This is a genomic window from Halobacteriovorax sp. CON-3 (assembly GCF_043196995.1).
In the GTDB taxonomy this organism is placed as follows: Bacteria; Bdellovibrionota; Bacteriovoracia; order Bacteriovoracales; family Bacteriovoracaceae; genus Halobacteriovorax_A.
Map to the genome: position 1 here is coordinate 584,869 of NZ_JBEBNA010000002.1, position 19,912 is coordinate 604,780.

25 protein-coding genes are annotated in these 19,912 nt (G+C 36.2%); 17 read left to right on the plus strand and 8 right to left on the minus strand.

Annotated elements, in window-relative coordinates; genetic code table 11:
* A complete protein-coding gene (locus ABMA72_RS13470) occupies positions 1 to 897 on the plus strand; it encodes a M14 family metallocarboxypeptidase (RefSeq protein WP_393057501.1) in 897 nt (298 codons plus the stop codon).
* On the opposite strand, the gene ABMA72_RS13475 is transcribed toward ABMA72_RS13470, so the two are convergent.
* Both ABMA72_RS13475 and thpR read right to left on the minus strand, forming a co-directional pair.
* Positions 880 to 1,392, minus strand: a complete 513-nt coding sequence (locus ABMA72_RS13475) for a M48 family metallopeptidase (RefSeq protein WP_392859166.1) — start codon at positions 1,390 to 1,392, stop codon at positions 880 to 882. The genes ABMA72_RS13470 and ABMA72_RS13475 overlap by 18 nt on opposite strands.
* 15 nt (positions 1,393 to 1,407) lie before the next feature.
* The gene (gene thpR / locus ABMA72_RS13480) at positions 1,408 to 1,932 is read right to left on the minus strand and encodes an RNA 2',3'-cyclic phosphodiesterase (protein WP_393057503.1); all 525 of its coding nucleotides are present in this window, start codon (positions 1,930 to 1,932) and stop codon (positions 1,408 to 1,410) included.
* 114 nt (positions 1,933 to 2,046) lie between these two features.
* On the opposite strand from thpR, the gene ABMA72_RS13485 reads away from it, so the two are divergent.
* The 9 genes from ABMA72_RS13485 to mnhG all read left to right on the plus strand — a co-directional run bounded on the left by ABMA72_RS13485 (position 2,047) and on the right by mnhG (position 8,627).
* Positions 2,047 to 2,919 (plus strand): GyrI-like domain-containing protein, encoded by an 873-nt coding sequence (locus ABMA72_RS13485; protein WP_393057505.1) that lies wholly within the window; start codon positions 2,047 to 2,049, stop codon positions 2,917 to 2,919.
* 144 nt (positions 2,920 to 3,063) lie between these two features.
* Positions 3,064 to 3,282, plus strand: coding sequence for a hypothetical protein (locus ABMA72_RS13490; protein WP_392859178.1), 219 nt, complete (start codon positions 3,064 to 3,066; stop codon positions 3,280 to 3,282).
* 117 nt (positions 3,283 to 3,399) lie between these two features.
* Positions 3,400 to 5,517: a hydrogen gas-evolving membrane-bound hydrogenase subunit E gene (mbhE, locus tag ABMA72_RS13495; RefSeq protein WP_392859180.1), complete on the plus strand. Its 2,118-nt coding sequence runs from the start codon at positions 3,400 to 3,402 to the stop codon at positions 5,515 to 5,517.
* The gene (locus ABMA72_RS13500; RefSeq protein ID WP_392859183.1) at positions 5,510 to 5,935 is read left to right on the plus strand and encodes an MnhB domain-containing protein; all 426 of its coding nucleotides are present in this window, start codon (positions 5,510 to 5,512) and stop codon (positions 5,933 to 5,935) included. Before mbhE ends, ABMA72_RS13500 begins: the two co-directional genes overlap by 8 nt.
* On the plus strand, positions 5,936 to 6,247 hold the full coding sequence (locus ABMA72_RS13505; protein ID WP_392859186.1) for a sodium:proton antiporter: 312 nt from the start codon (positions 5,936 to 5,938) through the stop codon (positions 6,245 to 6,247). It begins immediately after the preceding gene.
* Positions 6,247 to 7,722, plus strand: coding sequence for a complex I subunit 5 family protein (locus ABMA72_RS13510; RefSeq protein ID WP_392859188.1), 1,476 nt, complete (start codon positions 6,247 to 6,249; stop codon positions 7,720 to 7,722). The genes ABMA72_RS13505 and ABMA72_RS13510 overlap by 1 nt, the downstream gene beginning before the upstream one ends.
* A gap of 10 nt (positions 7,723 to 7,732) precedes the next feature.
* Positions 7,733 to 8,080 (plus strand): Na+/H+ antiporter subunit E, encoded by a 348-nt coding sequence (locus ABMA72_RS13515; protein ID WP_392859191.1) that lies wholly within the window; start codon positions 7,733 to 7,735, stop codon positions 8,078 to 8,080.
* On the plus strand, positions 8,077 to 8,346 hold the full coding sequence (locus ABMA72_RS13520) for a monovalent cation/H+ antiporter complex subunit F (RefSeq protein ID WP_392859193.1): 270 nt from the start codon (positions 8,077 to 8,079) through the stop codon (positions 8,344 to 8,346). The genes ABMA72_RS13515 and ABMA72_RS13520 overlap by 4 nt, the downstream gene beginning before the upstream one ends.
* The gene (gene mnhG, locus ABMA72_RS13525; RefSeq protein WP_392859196.1) at positions 8,343 to 8,627 is read left to right on the plus strand and encodes a monovalent cation/H(+) antiporter subunit G; all 285 of its coding nucleotides are present in this window, start codon (positions 8,343 to 8,345) and stop codon (positions 8,625 to 8,627) included. Before ABMA72_RS13520 ends, mnhG begins: the two co-directional genes overlap by 4 nt.
* On the opposite strand, the gene ABMA72_RS13530 is transcribed toward mnhG, so the two are convergent.
* Both ABMA72_RS13530 and ABMA72_RS13535 read right to left on the minus strand, forming a co-directional pair.
* Positions 8,622 to 9,545 carry a hypothetical protein gene (locus ABMA72_RS13530; RefSeq protein WP_392859198.1) on the minus strand — a complete coding sequence of 308 codons (924 nt, stop codon included), beginning with the start codon at positions 9,543 to 9,545 and terminating at the stop codon, positions 8,622 to 8,624. The genes mnhG and ABMA72_RS13530 overlap by 6 nt on opposite strands.
* Positions 9,546 to 9,567: 22 nt before the next feature.
* Positions 9,568 to 10,581 carry a S8 family serine peptidase gene (locus ABMA72_RS13535; protein ID WP_393057507.1) on the minus strand — a complete coding sequence of 338 codons (1,014 nt, stop codon included), beginning with the start codon at positions 10,579 to 10,581 and terminating at the stop codon, positions 9,568 to 9,570.
* Between the two features lie 176 nt (positions 10,582 to 10,757).
* On the opposite strand from ABMA72_RS13535, the gene ABMA72_RS13540 reads away from it, so the two are divergent.
* Positions 10,758 to 11,435, plus strand: coding sequence for a hypothetical protein (locus ABMA72_RS13540; protein ID WP_392859203.1), 678 nt, complete (start codon positions 10,758 to 10,760; stop codon positions 11,433 to 11,435).
* A gap of 15 nt (positions 11,436 to 11,450) precedes the next feature.
* Here the strand turns inward: ABMA72_RS13540 and ABMA72_RS13545 are convergent, their stop codons facing one another.
* Complete coding sequence (locus tag ABMA72_RS13545) at positions 11,451 to 12,914, minus strand: hypothetical protein (protein WP_393057509.1); 1,464 nt, start codon at positions 12,912 to 12,914, stop codon at positions 11,451 to 11,453.
* Between the two features lie 396 nt (positions 12,915 to 13,310).
* Between ABMA72_RS13545 and ABMA72_RS13550 the strand changes: the two genes are divergently transcribed.
* The gene (locus tag ABMA72_RS13550) at positions 13,311 to 13,583 is read left to right on the plus strand and encodes an RNA recognition motif domain-containing protein (RefSeq protein WP_392859207.1); all 273 of its coding nucleotides are present in this window, start codon (positions 13,311 to 13,313) and stop codon (positions 13,581 to 13,583) included.
* A 59-nt stretch (positions 13,584 to 13,642) separates the two neighbouring features.
* Complete coding sequence (locus ABMA72_RS13555; RefSeq protein ID WP_392859209.1) at positions 13,643 to 13,855, plus strand: hypothetical protein; 213 nt, start codon at positions 13,643 to 13,645, stop codon at positions 13,853 to 13,855.
* Positions 13,856 to 14,168: 313 nt separating this feature from the next.
* On the opposite strand, the gene ABMA72_RS13560 is transcribed toward ABMA72_RS13555, so the two are convergent.
* Positions 14,169 to 14,636: a DUF2938 domain-containing protein gene (locus tag ABMA72_RS13560; RefSeq protein WP_393057511.1), complete on the minus strand. Its 468-nt coding sequence runs from the start codon at positions 14,634 to 14,636 to the stop codon at positions 14,169 to 14,171.
* Between the two features lie 74 nt (positions 14,637 to 14,710).
* Between ABMA72_RS13560 and ABMA72_RS13565 the strand changes: the two genes are divergently transcribed.
* On the plus strand, positions 14,711 to 15,112 hold the full coding sequence (locus ABMA72_RS13565; protein WP_392859213.1) for a MerR family DNA-binding protein: 402 nt from the start codon (positions 14,711 to 14,713) through the stop codon (positions 15,110 to 15,112).
* Here ABMA72_RS13565 and ABMA72_RS13570 read toward each other — a convergent pair.
* A complete protein-coding gene (locus tag ABMA72_RS13570; protein WP_393057513.1) occupies positions 15,084 to 16,817 on the minus strand; it encodes a cystathionine beta-synthase in 1,734 nt (577 codons plus the stop codon). The two genes, ABMA72_RS13565 and ABMA72_RS13570, sit on opposite strands and share 29 nt — an antisense overlap.
* Before the next feature lie 152 nt (positions 16,818 to 16,969).
* On the opposite strand from ABMA72_RS13570, the gene ABMA72_RS13575 reads away from it, so the two are divergent.
* Positions 16,970 to 17,590, plus strand: coding sequence for an HD domain-containing protein (locus ABMA72_RS13575; RefSeq protein WP_393057515.1), 621 nt, complete (start codon positions 16,970 to 16,972; stop codon positions 17,588 to 17,590).
* 13 nt (positions 17,591 to 17,603) lie between these two features.
* On the opposite strand, the gene ABMA72_RS13580 is transcribed toward ABMA72_RS13575, so the two are convergent.
* On the minus strand, positions 17,604 to 18,155 hold the full coding sequence (locus ABMA72_RS13580; RefSeq protein WP_393057517.1) for a TetR/AcrR family transcriptional regulator: 552 nt from the start codon (positions 18,153 to 18,155) through the stop codon (positions 17,604 to 17,606).
* Between the two features lie 84 nt (positions 18,156 to 18,239).
* On the opposite strand from ABMA72_RS13580, the gene ABMA72_RS13585 reads away from it, so the two are divergent.
* Positions 18,240 to 18,806: an NAD(P)H-dependent oxidoreductase gene (locus tag ABMA72_RS13585; protein ID WP_392859234.1), complete on the plus strand. Its 567-nt coding sequence runs from the start codon at positions 18,240 to 18,242 to the stop codon at positions 18,804 to 18,806.
* A 92-nt stretch (positions 18,807 to 18,898) separates the two neighbouring features.
* Positions 18,899 to 19,897: a hypothetical protein gene (locus tag ABMA72_RS13590; protein WP_393057519.1), complete on the plus strand. Its 999-nt coding sequence runs from the start codon at positions 18,899 to 18,901 to the stop codon at positions 19,895 to 19,897.
* The last annotated feature ends 15 nt before the right edge of the window (positions 19,898 to 19,912 follow it).

Genomic DNA, 19,912 nt, shown 5'->3' on the forward strand with positions numbered 1-19,912 from the left:
ATGACAACTAAACTAATCCCCTGGGGCGAAAGCGAAAAAGAAAAGTGGTTCAAAGAACAAACGATCAAGAGATCGTATCTTGAAGAAGTCGTTTCAAAGATCAAAAAGTTAGAAGAGCATTTTGAAATTTTACAATATGGCGCTCTTCCATATGATGAAGAAAAGTATCCACTTTTTATCATTAAAAGTAAGAACTCTTCACCAGATAAAAGAACGGTTCTGATTACTGGTGGTGTCCATGGTTATGAAACTAGTGGAGTTCACGGTGCCCTTGGTTTTCTAGAAAGAGAAGCTTTAAATAATATTGATTCATTTAACTTCATCGTTACTCCATGTATCAGCCCCTGGGGGTATGAGACCATCAATCGTTGGAACCCAAAGACAGTTGATCCAAATCGCTCCTTCTATGTAAATGGGCCAGCACCAGAGTGTAACCTCGTTATGAAGGCCATTTCTGATTTAGGTGTTGAGATCTTTGCCCATTTTGATCTTCATGAGACGACAGATACTGACAATACTATCTTTAGGCCGGCCCTAGAGAAGAGGGATGGAATTCCTCAAGATGTTTGGGATATCCCTGATGGATTCTATCTTGTTGATGATAGTGATAATCCTACTCCTGAGTTTCAAAAGGCGATCATTGATTCAGTTCGCAAGGTCACACATATTGCTCCTGCTGATGAAAGTGGCAAGATTATAGGATCTGCTGTTGAACAAGAGGGGGTTATCAATTATGCCCTAAAGAAACTTCATCTCTGTGCATCTTTTTCCAATGCAAAGTTTTGTACAACGACTGAAGTCTATCCCGATAGTCCAAAGGTTACCGACGAGGATTGTGTAAATGCACAGGTCGCAGCTATTGTTGGTGGGCTTGATTATTTAATCTCTAGAATATAGAGTCATCCCCTGATCTAACAGAACAAGATAAAGGCGCAGGTCGAACTCAACTTGATGATAATTAGGCTGCATATACTCGCAAAGTTTATAGAAGGCCTTGTTATGGTCCTTTTCCTTAAAGTGGGCCAGTTCGTGAACAACAAGCATTTCAAGCATCTCACGAGGAGCATTTTTTAGAGTGCGTGAGATTCTCATCTCGTGCTTCTTCTTTAGCTTACCACCATGATTTCGACTAATATAAGTGTGGGTTCCAAGAGCATCGTTAACGAGATCTTTTTGCTTTTCGTAGATGACCTTGCTCAATTGAGGGACATTACGCATGTACTTGTCCTTAAGCTCATTTGCATACTTGTAGAGTAATTTGTCAGAGTTGATTTCATGCGGATGTGGGTACTTATTTAAGAGGTATGACCTAAGATTACCACTGGCAATCAAATCCTGGATTTGCTGTTTCAAATGTTCCGGATAATGTCGAAAGTACTTTTCAATAGGCATACCCACTCCGATTAGTTAGAAAGTTTCTAATGGAAGGTATTCAACACCATTTTTGGTTGAATGACTATGAAATAAGATAAACTCTTTAGTTTCAATACTAAATTCAGGTATGTGAAGTGTTTGAATAAACTCTTCTACTTCATCCTCACTAGTTCCTCGCTCCATTCTGCCCAAAGTGAGGTGAGGGGTGAATTTCATCTTATCCTTTTTTAGTTCTAGGTCTTGGAGAACCTCTTCTATTTTTGCCTGTAGCTTCATTAGCTCTTCATTATTTTCGACACCCATCCAAATGGGAGTACCGCGACGATGAGGATGAAAGTGGCCCAAGGCCTTGAAGCTCAATGAAAAAGATGAGAAGTTAATTGTATCAAGCTGCTCTTTGATTTGTTCTAATAATTCATCTGAAACCTCGCCAATGAATTTCAAGGTTAAGTGGAGATTTTCCGCAGGATAGCGGTGAAATTTAGCATGTCCCATCTTCACATTCTTCAATTTTTCCTTTGCGTCCTTGGGTAAATCAATGGCGACAAAAACTCTCATAATAATTCCCTGTTTTGTTTTCATTCTTTTATCAAGCACTAGTTGTGGAACTAAAATTATAATATTAGCAATATAGGACAAGTTCTTAATATAATTACCTGTTATAATTATCATATGACAAAAATTATACAAACGCATTTCCATAAAATGCAGTTAGCAAAAGCAAAGAAGTTTATTCGTTCAAAACTCGCTGAAAAGGTATCTCTTGATGAAGTAGCTAAGGCTTCTGGAGCATCCATCTATCATTTCATTAGAGTTTTTGCAGCATATACGGGAGAGACGCCTTTCTCCTATATTAGAAGAGAAAGAATTGTTGAGTCACTTAGACTATTAGAAGAAAATCAAAATATTACTGATGTTTCTCTAGCAATTGGATTTGAAACTCCAAGCTCTTTTAATAAGGCATTTAAGAGAGAGACTCAAGTTTCACCTAGTGAGTTTCGCAATTTAGGAAAGGCCGAGAGAGATAAGATATTTAATAATTTGCGAATGGGTCCAAAGAAAAAGGAGATTATTATGAACATCAATATGGAAATGAAACCCGAAATTATTATTCGACATAAAACGGTAATCTATGGTTATGAGGCTCAAGATGCTTCTTTCAAAGATGCAGCTCAAATTGCTTGGCAAGAGTTTTTACAAATTCTCTCAAAAGTTCAAGAAGACTTATCACAATCTGAATTTCTAGGTGTAGGTGACATCATTAATGAAGAATGTACTTATCAAGCAGCAATTTCTCTACCTACAAATGAAAGTGCAATTATTCCCAAACTTACTCGAAGTGAAATTCCTGCATCCAAGTATGCTAAATTTTTGCTCAAAGGTTCTTATGATGGTATTTGGTTTGCCTTTGATAAGGCATTCAAATTTATAAATGAAGGAGACTATGAAATAGGGGATGCTCCTTGCCTCGAGGTGTATCTAAATGACCCAAGTATTACGCCGGAAGATGAATTGATGACAGAAATTCTAATTCCAATAAAGTAAGCCTAATGTATCAATATTGCTCATTACTGAAGAAAAACTGAAATTTAGCATTGAATAAATTAATATAATCTATTGTCAATATATATATTATTGCTGTTTACAATTCCGGTATAGTTATTGGAGGTGTAAACAAAGGAGCATTGCATGAATGCCAATGAAATCATTTTCCTAATTTCATGCCTCGCATTGATTGGGGTATATATTACGATTGAGAAGTTTATAAAAATTAAATCTTCGAAAAGAGACTACTATACTAATGCCGGTGATATGAGCGATACAAAAGATCGTAGAAGTAAGATTACTACTGATCACTTAGTGGCCATGAAAAAGAAAAATCAATTATCAGCTAAGAAAAGCGCTTAGAAAAAAACGATTCATTTCTGAGGTCGTACTTAATTAAGTATGGCCTCAAAATTTCCAACACACACTTAGATAAAATTAAACTCGTAATTTGTACGAAGGATTGTTTTGAAGATACTAATGGAAGGTATATTTTCTCTATCAAGTGTGAATAATCTATTTGGTGCACTTGTGGCCATCATTGGGTTAGGTGTCTTTGTCTATAGTTTCTTCTATATGAAGAGCTTCAGCATGAAAGATAAAATTATCTACTATATCTCACTTATTCTTTTCACAATTTCGATGTTTGGAATAATCTACTCATCAAATCTATTACTATTATATTTATTTTGGGAAATGACGAGTGTCACATCCTTCTTTTTGATTGGACTAAAGAATGAAGATTCAAAAGTTAGAGAAAAAGCAAAGTGGGCCCTGTACACAACTGTAGGAGGTGGGCTTTTTCTTCTCTTTGGTATCTTATTAATTTCTCAAATAGGAGTTGATTTAGGCCTATCATTTTCTGAGTCATTTAACTTATCCAGCTTAATGGAGAAGGAAGGCTTTTCTAATCATGAGTATTTTAAAGTTTCTTTGATCACACTATTTATAGGAATTAGTTCAAAATCGGCACTCTTCCCATTTTCGTACTGGCTCCCTTTGGCCATGGCCGGCCCGACTCCCGTCAGTAGCTTTCTTCACTCTGCAACCATGGTAAAGGCCGGACTCATCTTAGGAGTTAAGGTATTTCCACTATATGCTCAAGATCCACTGTGGCAGGTGCTCTTTATTGGAGCAGGTATTTTAACTGTGCTTCACGGTGGCTTCCAGTGTCTGCTACAAAGTAATTTTAAGACAATGCTAGCATATTCCACCATTTGTATTCTTGGAATGCTTGCCATTCTACTTGGGATTGCAAACGAATATTCAATCATAAGCTTTGTCTTATTAGTCATTGCACATGCTTTTTACAAGGCAAGTCTCTTTCAATATGTTGGCTATTTTGCAAAAGCTTTAAAAACAATGGATAGACATGAATTATTAAATAGTGATCGTGTTGGTATATTGCCATTTATTGTAGCTCTATTGAGTACAATGAGCATGGTAGGGATTCCACTAAGTGTGGGCTTTTATGCTAAGGAATATATTTACTTAACATCGATAAAATCTTATCTACTATGGATTCTCGTTCCTACCTTTTTTCTTGGAAACCTCTTTATGGGTATTCAGGCCGTCAATCTTCTTCGTGTCTCTTGGCCACAAGTAAGAAGCTATGTAATCGGTTATAAGGGACTTCTTATCTCTCCATTAATCTATTCATTAATCGCATTATCTATTGCTCTGGCCCCAAATGTGTTAGGGATTAACTTAATTGCTGAAAAGGCAGTCGGTGAGGTTGGGCTTAGCTCTCAAAATATACATATTAAACCTTGGCATGGGCTTGAGTACCCATATGGCACAGTTCTAGTTCTAAGTATCATTACAATCTTAGGTAGTGTTTTAGGGAGTATTCTTCTGGATAAGCACTTTTTGAAACTTGATGAATTTTCAAAGAAATATTCTGACTTTAGTCCATGGCCCATGCTTGAAAGGGGACTGTCTATTACTTTGGATGTATTTAAGAAAATGAATCTGGCGTTACAAAATGGTAATTTCGCCCACTATATACGCATCACTCTTGGTTTTCTTACACTCCTGACTCTTTCTACTCATATTGGGATAGCAAATATAGTTTCTCCAAAGATTGACTTCACACTGTCAAAGTTTTTGAGTTTATCAGGGATTTTAGCTGGATTGGTTTTTGCATACTTAAGTAAATCAAATCTTAAAGCAATTCTCTATTTCGTTCTTTCAGGTTTCTTCCTGGTTTTATTCTTCGGCTATCATAGTGCCGCAGATGTTAGCATGACTCAGCTTATGGTTGAAACTCTCTCTTTATTCTTTGTATTCTTCCTCATTAAGGCCGTTCCCATTGATGGACGGGATTTGAGAATAAATATTAAACCAATTAATTTCATAATCGCTTTCTTATATGGAGTTTCTATATTTACTTTTTCCATGGCCAAGAATCTAAATTTTGATATGACTGCCAGTCGCTACTTTTTTGAGAATTCAAAGCTTTTGGCCAAGGGGGAGAATGTTGTTAACGTCATTCTTGTGGATTATCGGGCCATGGATACATTTGGTGAAGTGCTTGTCGTGGCAATTGCAATTGTTGGTGTACTAGCAATTTTCTCTAAGAGAGGTGAACGTGAATGAGGCACTAATACGGGGAAGCTTTAAGGTTGTCTGTCCACTTCTTGCTATCTTATCTCTCTTACTACTTTTAAGAGGACATGATCTATCAGGAGGAGGCTTTATTGGTGGGTTAGTATTATCATTGTCCATGATACTCCACTTTATCTCCCATCAGGATTCTAGGTTAAGGAAATGGATATACACTAATTTCACTTCTATTATCGCTATGAGTATCTTAGTTCTTATTCTTGTTCTCATAATACCCATTGCCTTAGGAAAAGCCGGACTGAGTTCTATGTGGACAAGTATCCCTTTTCCGATTGCTGGAAAAATTAGCTCTGTCTTAGTATTTGATTCAATTGTTTTTATCATTGTCTCATCAAGTACTACCATGGCCTATGTGAAATTTATCAGTTTCTCAAAGGAGAATGGTGTTTAAATGACATTTCTAGTTGGTTGTATATTTTTATTCATCGGTTTTCTTTTCTTGTTAAAGAACACATGGGTCAATAGTATCTTTGCCATTATCACATTGGGTAATGGAGCAAACCTTATCATCTTCTCAATTGGCCAGGTCGTTGCTCATGGATACCCCTTCGCCAAAGAAGGAGATACCTTCGATTCCGACTTTGCAGATCCCTTAACTCAGGCGCTTGTTCTAACTGCAATCGTTATCTCTTTTGCAACACTGTGTTTTGTCATTTCTGTAATTAAGAAGATTAATGATTCTAGGCAAGGGGGAAAGGCGTAATGATCCATCAATACTTCTTTATCATCTTTCTCGTCTTGCCGCTTCTTTCTGCATCCTTTACGCTCATGTTTAAAGAATCTGATCGGTTAGGGCTATTCTTTTCAAACTTATTTTCGCTCTTATACTTTATATATTCTGGGATTTGTCTCTTCTCTTACACTGAAGCTTCCACATTTGTCGCAGGAGACTGGGAAAGTGGCATTGGAATATCTTTAAGCTATGATCTTTTCTCTGGAGTCATGATTTTTGTTATTGGAGCAATTTATTTTACCGGTGCTCTCTATGCATACCCAGGAGTTACGGTTGAGAAAAAGAGTGTTTATCACTTCTTATATAACACCCTTTTTTTAGGTCTTACAGGGGCATTTCTTACTCGCGACTTATTTAATTTATTTGTGTGGTTTGAAATCACACTTATGAGTAGCTATGTTCTTGTCGTACTTGATTCGTCTCGAAAAAGACTAAAGAGTGGGCTGAAGTATATTCTTCTTAATTTTATCAGTGGGCTTATCTTTTTGATTTCAATTGCTCTAATTTATAAATTTACAAATACATTAGACTTTAAAGTCTTAAGTGAAAGGCTATCTCAATTATATGCTATTGATGCGGGCCTCGTTCGCTCTCTTGCGCTCTCGCTCTTTGGTGCCTTTGCCATTAAATCAGCGTTCTTTCCTCTATTTTTTTGGTTACCAGAAAGCTACCCAAAGCTTTCCGCAGGCCTTAGTGGAGTCTTAGCAGGGCTACTCACAAAGCTAGGACTCTATGCAATGATTAGAGTTTTTGGACAGGTTTTTCCGCCAGATCTTCAGTTGTTTTGGACAATTCTTATATTGGCCATGTTGACTCTTCTCATCGGTGTATGGTTCGCTGTCGTCCAAAATAAATTACGTGAAATCTTAAGTTACCATATTATTAGTCAGGTTGGTTTTATTGGAATAGGTGTGAGCTTTTGTTTGCATCCTGATATGGCAATAAAGAAGTTTGGACTAGCTTGTGCCTTATTTTATATTTTTCATCACATTATTGTTAAAACAAATCTCTTCTTTGTTTCTGGCCTCGTTAGAAACTTTGCATATACGGAAAAGATAACAAAATTGGGAGGGCTACTTAAGACTTCTCCAACAATTGCGATACTATTTATGATCCCTGCTGCAAGTCTAATTGGAATACCACCATTTTCTGGTTTTTGGGCAAAGTTAGGTCTTTTTAAGATAGCAACTGAAAGTCGTCTTATTTGGATCATCATACCTATGATTATTGGAAGCTTCTTCACATTATATAGTATGGTCAAAATTTGGAGTGGTGTCTTTTGGGGAGAGTACCATGAGTTTATTGTCTCTTTTCCCAAGGTCGCAATCATTCGATCATATATCTCTTGTATCTTACTTTGTATTTTTACTCTGATTATTAGTTTTAACCCTCTTCTCATCTTCAAACTGGCCCAGCAGGTGGGAAAGATTGGATTGGTGTATTAGTGAGGTGTCGATGAGATTATGGTATATTTTTGAATTTGTTATTCTCTACTTATGGGATCTTTCTTTAGGGGCATTAAGAGTCGCGCAAGATGTTGTTACGCCTCAAAACTTATCTACTCCTGGTATTATAAAATTTCCACTCGAAGTACAAAGCGATTTTGAAATTGCTCTTCTTTCTAATTTAATTACCTTTTCACCGGGGACAATGGTCATTGATTTAGACCCAGATAAATCACACTTATATATTCATATGATGTTCTTAGAAAACGAAGAGGAAGCAATAAAAGAATTTAAGGAAATTATTGAAAATCGTGTGTTAAGGATATTGAGAGGAAGTCAAAAGGAGAAATCTAAATGAGTGTGCTACTAATGATTTCAACTGGTATTGTTATTCTAACATTTCTTTTGCTGACAATCGAAGCAAAGAGAGAACAAGAAGTTTTGGTCAAAGTCTTGGCCTTCGACTTAATTGGAATTTCAGGAGTTAGTCTCTTTCTAATACTGTATACAGCAAATAGAGATACATTCTTTCACAATATAGCGCAACTATTTGCGATTGTTGGCTTCGTTACTGCATTTGTCTTTGCTGTATTTTTATCAGATATGAATAAGGAGAGTAAATGATACATTTAATAGGTGAGGTCTTAATTCTCTTAGGTTCTATCTTTGTTTTCTTGGCAGTTGTTGGATTTATTAAAATGCCAGACTTCTTTATGAAGCTTCAAGCTGCAAGTAAGGCCAGTGCCTTTGGTGCTGCACTTATCTTATTGGGTTCTAGTATGATTATTGCTGAAATTAATATTATGATTACCAACTTTGTACTCTTCATATTTCTTCTTATTACAACACCAATTGCAACCCATGCTATGGCCTATGCTTATGCTAAGAAGAATGAAGTCTCATGACTTTAGTAAACCGCTTAAGTTCTTCACGAAAGCATATGTCAAAATCACTGCAAAGCCGCTAAGTGCAATGAGTATTGTTATATCATCACTCTTACCCAATTGGTCTAGAAGAGGTTGGTAATTGGACATATCCTCAAGAAAATTATCGATAATTTGTTTTTCTGCCTGTGACATCTTTGTTGTGTAGACATGTATGGTAAGAAAATAGAGACCTCCTCCAAAGATAAGGGAGAAGATAACACCAAAGAGATTTGCGACTCTAAGTTTCTTATTAAAGTCTCTTGATGTCTTGATATACTTATCGCTATTTTCAAAATCAGAAGGGGCAATAACATCGTTATTCGTAATCATCTTCTCCCTCATGATTTCGAGAAGTCCTCGGTGATCGTTTGAAGCTAATGCGTGTTTTTTCATGCGGCCCTTGATCACAAGAGCTATGGGAGTGAAGGCCACTAGTGATAAAAACGGAATAGTCATTTTATAGATGAGATCAACTTTTAAAAGCCCAATAATTACCAATGGGATTATGACAAAGAGTAGGGAGACATAGGTAAAGACTTTATAAACATTGTCTTTTTGTAGAACTTGATTTTCCTTGTCTTCAACGAGGTAAATTTCAACTTCTTTTCCTATGAAGTTATTGAGATAGTTCTGATTTGTTCCGAGAAATAACTTTCTTTCACCCTGTTTGATATATTCAATAACTGGACGAATAGTTGTCGAGGTTTCACGTCTACCACGTGATCTTCTTGTCTTGGTTTCTTCTTTAAAGGCAATAATCTTACCTTTTGTGAGCCTACCATGCTTTTTATAGTATGAGTTTACACTTCTGATAAGAAGATGAAAGAAGAGTCCGAAGATGGCCATGGCCCCTAAGAAGAATAGAGGAATGAAGTTATCAAGGAGTTGATTTATCATCTCTCCATTATATCACAAATTATTACTTGAGCGCCTCGAAGGCATCAATAATCCCTCCTGATACACTAAGACCTTCTAGCGTCTTTAGAGGACGGCTTGTTTGTATAAGCCTTTCACGCATTGTCCACCTCGCTTCAGGGCCATGCTTTGCTAGAACCATAGCTGCAACGGCGGCCACAAGTGGTGTTGAAAAGCTCGTGCCACTTGAATAACCATATGTATCCGATAGGTGAGTCGTTTGAATTTTTACACCTGGTGCAAAGAGGTGGACAGACTTGTTTCCATAATTTGAGGACTTCGCTCTTTTTCCATTCTTATCATTTGATCCGACTACTATGATATTTGGAAACTCATCTGCATAGGCCCCTGGATAGCGATTTGTTGAGTTTTCAACTCCTACGTTTCCAGAAGAAGCAATGACAAGAATACCTTTGTCATTGAGCTCTCTAAGAGCTTTTTTAAATGCAGGAGAAGTTACTTTTAGACGTGCAGAAAAACTGATGATATCTGCACCTCGCTCCATGGCATATCTCATGGCCTCAATGAGGTGTGGAAGTTTCTCTTTTCTCTTTGCCATAGGCTCTGGCTTGACGATAGGGATGATCTTTATCCCCTTAGCGACACCTTTGATACCAATGTCATTATTATGTTTTGCAGCGATGACTCCTGCTACAGCTGTACCGTGCTTTGTTTGAAAATCGTAATCGCCGGCCAAATCACCATTTTTCTTATTGGAGTTATAACCATAGTAATCGTCAGTATAACCGTTATTATCATCATCAATACCATTATTTGGAATCTCATCCTTATTGATAAGAATGCTATCTTTTAAGTCTTCATGATTGACGTCAAAACCTGCATCAATAATTGCAATGACTGGTTGGTAATTCGATTCAAGGATCTTCCAGGCCTTCTCAATATTAGCGCCCTTATTCTTAGTATTATATTTTAGATACCACTGATCTTTTTCAAGAGGATCATTTGCAAGGGCCGCGCTTAATGTAAGAAGTGAAAGAAGAGATATGATTATCTTCATAGGATAGGTATTCCTTGTCGTTCTATATTCGTTTTCTTCCGGGACTTATAGTATTTTTAGTTACTTGGAACAAGGGCAAAGCCAATAATCCTAAAGATTTTACAATCCTTCCGTCTCAAATTTTAAATCTGCTATAACGTAACAACTTTGAAGACATTATTTATTTAGGGACTGTTATGAGAAAGATATCACTTGCGATTATTCTATTAGTACTTGGGCTAAATACATGGGCCGTTGATTATAAGAGATATAAAGGTGGATGCGAATTTAGCGCTTCTTATCAAGATCTTTTTACTTATGAGACGCTATTTCAGGATAAGAAAATCTCGTTTCGTAATAACTTTGTCTATACTAAGGAGAGCCTAGGGCCTGCTGAAGTTCTACACCTTGATAGAGGATTTACTCCTGAAAATGCTGAACTACCGCTTGTTGATTATAAGTATCTTTATCAACGCTTTGTTTATCAAACAGCACCAAGCCTATATACATATTTTGCTGGACTACCATTAGTTAACTTCAAGAAGTCTTATTCTAAGAGTGAGGGGAAGCAATTTCTTGTCTCTCTGATCAAATCACTCGTGGATGAAGAGTTTACTGCGCCACTGGATGAGATTGAATACTTTGAGTCAGATGTTGAGTTCTCTAAGTTGTACTCAAGAGATAATGGTATCGAAAATTATAGCTACCTTGTTAATGATAGAAATTTTAAAGGCCTAACGACGGATCACTCTAAGCGTAGTGTGACAATTCGTTACCAACTTCACTTTTCACCAAAAGTTCATAATGGTGCTTCTTACCACTTGTATATGAGATGTTATGGTAATGAAGAAATGAAAAGAGTTGTAAGAAGATAAGCTTTTTAATACTGGCTACAATTCGTTGCAGCCAGTTGTTGTCTTTATGATCAATATCGTCGAATTCTTGATATCAATTTTGTCACGACGAGTTTCTTCCCATTTCTTTTCAAATTGACTCTCAAAGCTAAGATGATCAAATGCTGAAAGGGCCTTTTCATTCACAGTCATATACTTATCTGTAGTTCTTGGTAGAGTGATGGTTTGGCCATCAATAACTGAAGTTAAGAACGATATCTTATTGTTAGCACATACTGTATGTACTGAATCATTAGGTCTCGAATAAATCTTTGTAATATTCAATTTCTTATAAATCCTAGCAATATAATAATCATGATTAGGTCTAAGCTCCTTGTCGTCAATCAGGCCATAATCTGAGCCTACAATTGTTTGGCGAATAAGCTTCTTATTTCCAGCTGCCATGACCTTAAAAATATGATCGAAGAACCACAGAGCAGAGTTAAACTCTGTTGATACACCAGGTTGACCTCCACACTGAGCAGGGCCAGTTTCTCCTAACCAAACTTCTTTTGAGCGCCCTTTTGTGACTTTTGTAATGGCCTCCATTGTCTCAATCATATCATTGGATTTAATGGCCTTAATCATGCTCTCATTGTCTGATTTAATAACTTGAAGTGGGCAACGAGTGGATTGAGTCGGGTAGTAGTGCCAAGTGTAGATATCGAGTTCACTACCCAGATCTTTAACAATATTAAAAGAGTTTACAGTGAACCAATCAAAGACTTCTCCCAAGATTGGCCAAAAGGCATTGGCCGGGCCTGCTAGCTTCGCTTCAGGATAGTACTTTCTAATAATATTTTTAATCTCACGGTAGTTTCTCTTATATTCGCTTTCACTAATTTGACCAAAAGGCCCATAGTTTAGAAAAAATGCATTGGCCTCATTTCCAAGTTCAAAGTACTTTATGTCCTTGATCTCTTGCGATAGATTTTGAATGAAATTTTCAATTGGAGTCAGATTAAGCTCTCCATCATTACGATAGCCTGGCCCAATATTTAGTGTGATAAGAAGATCTAAATTATTTCTAGAGACAAAGCTTTTAATATTGTCGAGTTTGGTCTTGTTAAAAAGAGTTTGAAAACCTTGCTCCATTTCTGATTGAGTAAGAGCAGTGCGAGTCGATTTAATATCATAGTGTGCGGAGTCTGCTTCTGAACCACCTAGTCTGAGGGTGAAGGGGGCGAGAGGTCTTAATAATTCATCTAATTTATTTCGGTTGAAATCAAATGGTTTTGTTATCTTTCCACCACGTCCGCCTGTGAAATCCATTGATCCTTCCCACCACTTTCCACCAAGTACTTGCGCCATATCAAGTGCAAATGAAAGGTAGTCTTCGCTGACATCAATTCCCTCATTATTTGGCATGTCGAATTGGATAACTTGGTTATTGTAGGTAGGAAGTTTTGTATATAAGAATGCAGTAGGTAATAGGATTAAAAGGATAATAAAATTTTTCATACTTTATTATTACAATAGTTACAATGGTGATCCAAGACAGTTTTCTGTTAGTTTTTTGATATTAAATTGGATATGCTACCTTTTGCATTGCTCATTCTAAGTAGTTGCATTCATTCATAATTAGGTACATTTGCTTATAATGCATTAGTAGGCTATACTAGGTAGGTCGGGATTTTCTTTATGGCCAAGTAGCTAGCAATCACTGAATTATAAATATCTTTTTGACTATAGGATAAATAAATTGTCCTAGGTTATTTTCGCTATTAGCAACAGTCTAAATAATTTAATTAAAACTTAAATTACACAATCTTGTGTAATAGGGACAGTTGTCTCGTTATATCTTTTACTTTTAGTGATGAGCATATCTCACTAAAGGGATTTACCTTGGAGGTAAAAATGAAATCAAATGTTTATGTAGGAAATTTATCATACGATATTGAAAACTCTGATCTAGAAAAACTATTTGCTGATGTCGGAAATGTTGTAGCAGTAAATGTTATAAGAGACCAAGAGTCAGGAAGAGCAAGAGGTTTCGGTTTTGTTGAAATGGAAACTGCAAGCGATGCTGAAAAAGCAATTAATGACCTTAACGATAAAAACTTTATGGGAAGATCTTTAATTGTGAATATGGCAAAAACAACAAAGAAAAAAACACACAATCGCTACTAGTTTCTAAATAAATTGGGCGTCATTTTATGGCGCCTTTACAATTTTACTAGGAGAAACTAATGATTATAGATTTTGAAAAACACATTATTGATAAAACAAAAGTATATTCAGATGAATATGGAGTTGGAAGAGTTGTTGGTATTTTTAAATTGTATGACGGAGTCTTTGATTATTTCGAAGTTCACTTCGAAAAAGACAATTTAAAAAAGTACTTTCAAGTGAGAGCAAATGATAAAATGCGTATTTGTTCTAATTCTATTATTTTATCTTAAATACCAAATGACTTGGAAATGAAATTGCTAAGGAAGTAGTTTCATTCCTGATTCTGGCAGCTTGCTCATATTAATCGTAACATTATTTTTTCAACAGTTTTTGTGTTCTTTATACTAAATTCTTTAGTTTTTTTAATTTTCTCAACTTGTAGTGTTGAAGATAAAACGAAATTAGAAGCATCAATTGCAGATGCTTTTGATCGCGTTCTTACTATTTCTCATCGTAAGAGTTGATTGAGAATCCCCATAGCTCTATCACATGATAAAATTTCAAAAAGCGTCAAGGCCCTTGCTTTTAAACTCCCTTAATCTTTTACACAGAAAGGATTACTCCTGCTAAGTATAAACCGATACCATAAGATGTATGTGCCATTATGCTCTTTGCTCTTGTTATAAGTGGCGCAGGGGTAAGTGAAGCGGCCACTCCAAAACCAAAAGCCGGTTGCATAATACAAAAGGGGGCAAGTAAAGTCAGGAGTCCAATGAGAACTGCTGGCATAATTTGTGGTGATGCTAGCCAAGCTTTGCCAAAAGTAAAAATTAATAGATAAGCAAAGAAGATTCCAATTAGATAATGAATTGTCCATCCAATTAGTTTTTCATTTGGTGCCGGCTTCGTTTGAATAATCGTATCATGAAAGAAAACACCTTTTGTAAGATAGTAGGCCCATCGGCCAACGAATTTGTAATCAAGTCCTTTCACTCTGAAGACGGTCTTTATGAAATAGGCCCACAGGTCCATGAAAACAGTTGCAAGAATTCCAAGTACTATAATTCTCATAAAATAATCCTTTGTTATCCTCACTCTACAAGTTAAAGTTAACTTCAAGTCAAGCTATGCTTTAAAGGATTTTTATGGATATAAGTGAATTATCAAAAATTACTTCCCTTGCTTCTTCTAAGATTCGTTATTATGAAAAGATTGGTCTAATAAAATCAGTGGGAAGAAATGGATTAAAACGTGTCTTTGCTAAGGGAGTGATTAACAACCTCTCATTTATTGCATTGGCACAATCTTGTGGCCTCAGCTTAGACGATATTTCTTCAATGCTAACTGCTAATGGTAAGTTTAGGGTAAGACGCTCACTTTTCACGAAGAAGATTGATGAGATTGATGAGCAAATAAAGAAGCTAAAGAAGATGAAGAGTAGCTTAGAACACTTGAATAACTGTAGGGAAAAAGATCACTTTTCTTGTCCTAACTTTCAAAAGCTAATGAGTGAGGCCCTTAATAGGCCTCACGTACGAAATCCTTAAAGACTTCTTTATGCTTTGTCAGTTCAAAGTCGGCAGCAACAGAGACACGAACAATATAGTCTTTGTCGCTCTCTTTCGTTGTTCCTTGAGTTGAAGTGGCCGGAATAGTCCAATAACAGCCTTTAAGCTGGCCATAACTTACACAGTGCTTGCTCTCTTCTGGAATAGCATCAATCATCATGCGAATTAATTTGTGGTTTAGTTCACGCTTGTGTTCTTCGCTAGTGGCCGGAAGGTCTAGTGAGAAAACAGAAGGTGTAAATGTTGCATCAGCAAGTTCATGTGAAACAAAGTTGATCTTTGCTTTTGGAAGTTGCTCTTGAATATAATCAACGAACCCGCGTGTATTTGCATAGGCCTTTGCAATTCTTTCGTTCATCGCTGGCATTTCACGAGTAAGAATTTGAAGTTGTAAATTTGTTGCAACGTTATCACAAAGCTTTAAGTGGTTTTCAACAAAGCTCATATACTCAGCAGCACTATCACTTGCCACAGCATAGCCAGCGGTACAAAGTCCACCACTTGGGAATTTTGAACCACTTACATATGAAATAACCTTAACGTCATTTAGGTAGCCGTGATCGCCAAAGAATTTCACATTTGGACAAAATGTTTGATCGAGATTAAAAACGGCACCAACAGCAGTCGCTCCGTCATTGGTAAATCTTGGCTTCTTAAGTGTTTCACGAAGTTTAATTAAGTCTGGAATTTCCACTCGTGGGTTAGTTGGAATCTCTCCAATAATATATGGAACTGCATCTGCATGAGCGACGTCTGTTAAAATACGCTCAAGCTCTGTTACCATATCCTTTCCGCTATCAACAGGTAGATCAATAATTTCGACGTTATCGATACAAGCGGCAACACGTCTTGCTTGGTCATTTGTGCCACCGTAACAATTTGGAGGGACGATAAACTTAATATCCTTTCCTGGGTGATTTTTATTTGCATAGTGAACTTGCCCCATCATGATTGCATATTGAGCAGAAAGCCCACAATTGCTAAAAGCAACAGAAGTCTTAGAATTTGTAATTTCTTGAATTGTTCTTGTTAGCTCTGTTGTGTCGACAGGAGTCGTGCTTTTTGGACTTTCTCCAGTCATGGCCTTAATAACTGTAAGACAGTTTTGAGGAGTCATGGCAATCGATTCACGACGTCTTACGTGTTGAATCTCTTTAATGTAAGCAGCGTTGTTGTCATTTACAGTGATAACACTTCCAAGATTTGGATAGCGAGCAACATTGATATCAGCTTTCTCACTACCATCGATAACAATCGTTGTTCCATCAAAGTCTTTGTCGATTGTTTGGTTTTGAATGAAGTCATATTGATAAACAGATTGAAAGAGTTCTGACAGAGGCTTTTCACTTACAATTTGAGTGCGAATCCCTTTAAATTTATTTGCTCTAAGAACAGCAAGGATTGGCATTGTCTCTGAAGAAAATGAAATAACACTCTCTGGATTTAAGTCAGCTTCCTTTGCAATGGCCCACTCTAGAACACATGAAAGAGGGTGACCAAGGCGAATATAATCATACGCTGTTGGTAGCTCTTCAAGTTCAACACCTTCTTCAAGTTTCGTAAGGAATTCAACTTTTGCAAGTGACTCATTGTAGATATCAAGCCTGTGTGTCGTTAAACGAAGCCAGTCTGTAGGCATGTTATTTACGATTTGCGTTAATGTCTTTGTTATATTTGTGTCCATATGGAACTCCGTAATTGATTCAATATTTGGTGAGATTCTACGATATAAATTATCAGATGTCGGCCTTTGGCAGGGGATTTTTTTTGAACACAATGTTAAAATTATTCTTATCATGACACTGTGAGAAATAGTATTTAGTTATAAGGTATTAAATGTTTAAAAAAGATATATTAGACAAGATCAGATCTTACTATGATCACGATGATCCGAGTCACGACTGGTCTCACGTTATTAGGGTAGCAAACTTATGTGAGAGACTCTCTCATGGCCATGAAGTTAATTCGAGAGTCTTAAGCGCTTCTGCTTACTTACACGATATTATCAATATTCCTAAAAATAGTGAGCACCGTAGTAAGGCCAGTGCTCTTGCTGCTCAAAAAGCGAAGTCCTTACTTGGTGAAAGTGATTATTCTAATAGTGAAATTGAGCATATTGCACAAGTTATCTTAGAGCATTCATATAGTGCCAACTTAAAGGCCAGCTCAATTGAATCAGAGATCTTACAAGATGCAGATAAGCTCGATGCAATGGGTGCCATCGGTGTAATGAGATGGGCCAGTTGTGGAACTAAGATGAAATCTAAGTATTATCATCTTGATGATCCATGGGCACAAGAGCGCTCTTTAGATGATAAGAGTTTTTCTCTAGATCATTTTGAAAAAAAGTTATTAAAACTAAATGACCGTCTTAACACGCAAGCAGGAAAAGAAGAAGGGAAGAGAAGGCTTGCTTTCTTTCATGCCTTCTTAGATCAACTTAAATCTGAAATATAATATAGCTATCGGCTTAGATGACATCTTTCAGGATTTTATCAATTTCCTTTTCAGAAAATTCTGCACAATTATCAATGATAAGAAACGAAACGCCGTGGATACAGGCCAATATTTTCTTTATTTTATAATCATCTTTCTTAAGCTTTGTCTTTGTATCGATTGATTCCAAAAGGTATGCATAGAGTTGATCTGTGATGCTTTCAACTTCTTGAAACTCATCCATTGAACAAATTTTCTTAAAATAAATGGCCCTAAAGTGTCCCTCGTTTTCTTTTGCAAAATTAATATAAGCTTTACAGAACTTTAGAAGGCCAGGGGACTTTGAGTTTGAAATAATATCAAACTCTTCTTTAAGAAGACTTACTCCTTGAAGAGCAAGTTTTACTGCAATTTCATTTCTTGATTTAAAGTGCTTATAAATTGCAGCAGGAGATACTTTGCAAGCATTGCTAATATCTCTGATTGAGAAATCGACACTCCCATTCTCTGCAATGATTTGACTTGCATTTAATAGGATTGATTCTTTAAGTGCCCCATGATGATAAGTATCCGATTTTTTTCTCATTTCTTCATTTTGCCTTCTTTTGGCTTGAAAGTAAACAAGTGTTAACTTATATTATGTGAACAAGTGTTAACATTTGAGGAGCATATGAAAAATATTTTAGTTATCCAAGGTCATTCTGATTCAACATCTCTTACATACTCTCTTGCCAAGTCTTATCTTGAGGCACAGGAAGCCAAGGGAAATCGTGTAAGCTTAATTGATCTATCTGAAATTGAATTCAATCCTATTTTAGACAAAGGATATAAAGAAATTGTTCCTCTTGAAGATGTGCTTATTTCTGCACAGACATCAATACAAGAGGCCAGTCATATCGCTATCTTCTACCCAACATGGTGGGGGAGTCTACCTTCCAAATTAAAGGGTTTCTTTGATCGTGTTTTCTTGCCAGGATTTGCCTTTAAGTTTGAGCCAGGGCAGAGCTTTCAAACAAAACTTCTGAGTGGTAAGACTGCGACAATTGTTACGACAATGGATACGCCACCTTTTTATTACAAGTACGTTCAAGGGAATTTAGGACCAAAGCTGCTTAAAAGTTTAATTCTTAGCTTCTCAGGGATAAAAACTATGAGAACGATTTTAGTGGGACCTGTGCGTAATTTCGATGAAAATAAGACAAGGTCTTGGATAGAGAAAATGAAGCAAATTGATTAATCATTGCTCACCCTATGTAAATAATCATGTAACACACAAACTAAAATTTATTCATGCTAACTTTAAGTAATAGTTAACTATTAGGAGTTAGAATGAAGCATTTATTCATTTTATCATTAGTCTTACCGTCACTTTTAATTTCATGTAAAGATAAGACAAATAGTCGTATGAATTTTCAAAGTGACTCTGCAGAAGTCAGTTCTGTAGGGAATAATAGCGTATTCAACCTGGAAAACATTGATATTCTGAAGCGAGTAAAATACGACGATTTATCGATATCTTATAGTCCTGTAAATCTGGTTAGTGAGTTAAGCGACGGCAATCTATTTTTTAAAACTCGTGATACAGCTAAACTAGTTGCCCAGTTAAGCGTTTCTGATTTATCTAATATTGAAGTATTAGATATCTCCGGAGCTAATCCTGTCTTTAGAAAGAAAGGTGCAAATAAAGAACTTATCCTTGAAGTATTTGATGTAATTGAAGCCGAAAATATTCTTCGTCATAGCTTTTACGACAGTACTCCGAATTCAAAATTATTAGAAAATGGAAAAATTCTTTTGAAGAGAAGGGATGATAGTGAAAACCTTAAGAACTACGTTGCACATATCACTGATGCTCCTATACAATACTTGGCCGCCCGACGAGTCGGAAACCTCGATCAAAATGGAACTTATGAATTTTGGTTTGATAATGAGTTGAAGATGGTTAAAGAGATTTCCGGTGACATTGTTTCTTATAAAGAGTTTGAGATCATCGAGTCTATTAATATTGATAATGCGCTTAGTGAAAACTTCAAAATCGACTTTAATATTGAAGAATTAGACGAAGATTATAATAAGCTCTCTTTTAAAGTAATCAATGAAATTGATAAAGGGGCCTTTGTTACATCTAATCCTATTACAGGATTAAGCCACAAGTGCGTTGGGATGAATTATAAAACTGGCATGATTTCAAAGAGAATCGAAAATGGCGTTTTATATACAATGGCCTTTAAAAAAGGCTTATACCCAGAGTGTCTAACAAGTAAACATGAAGATAAATCAATATACATTTTTGATAAAGACCTTAACTATATCAAAGTGAAGTACTAGTAATTTCGGGAGCTT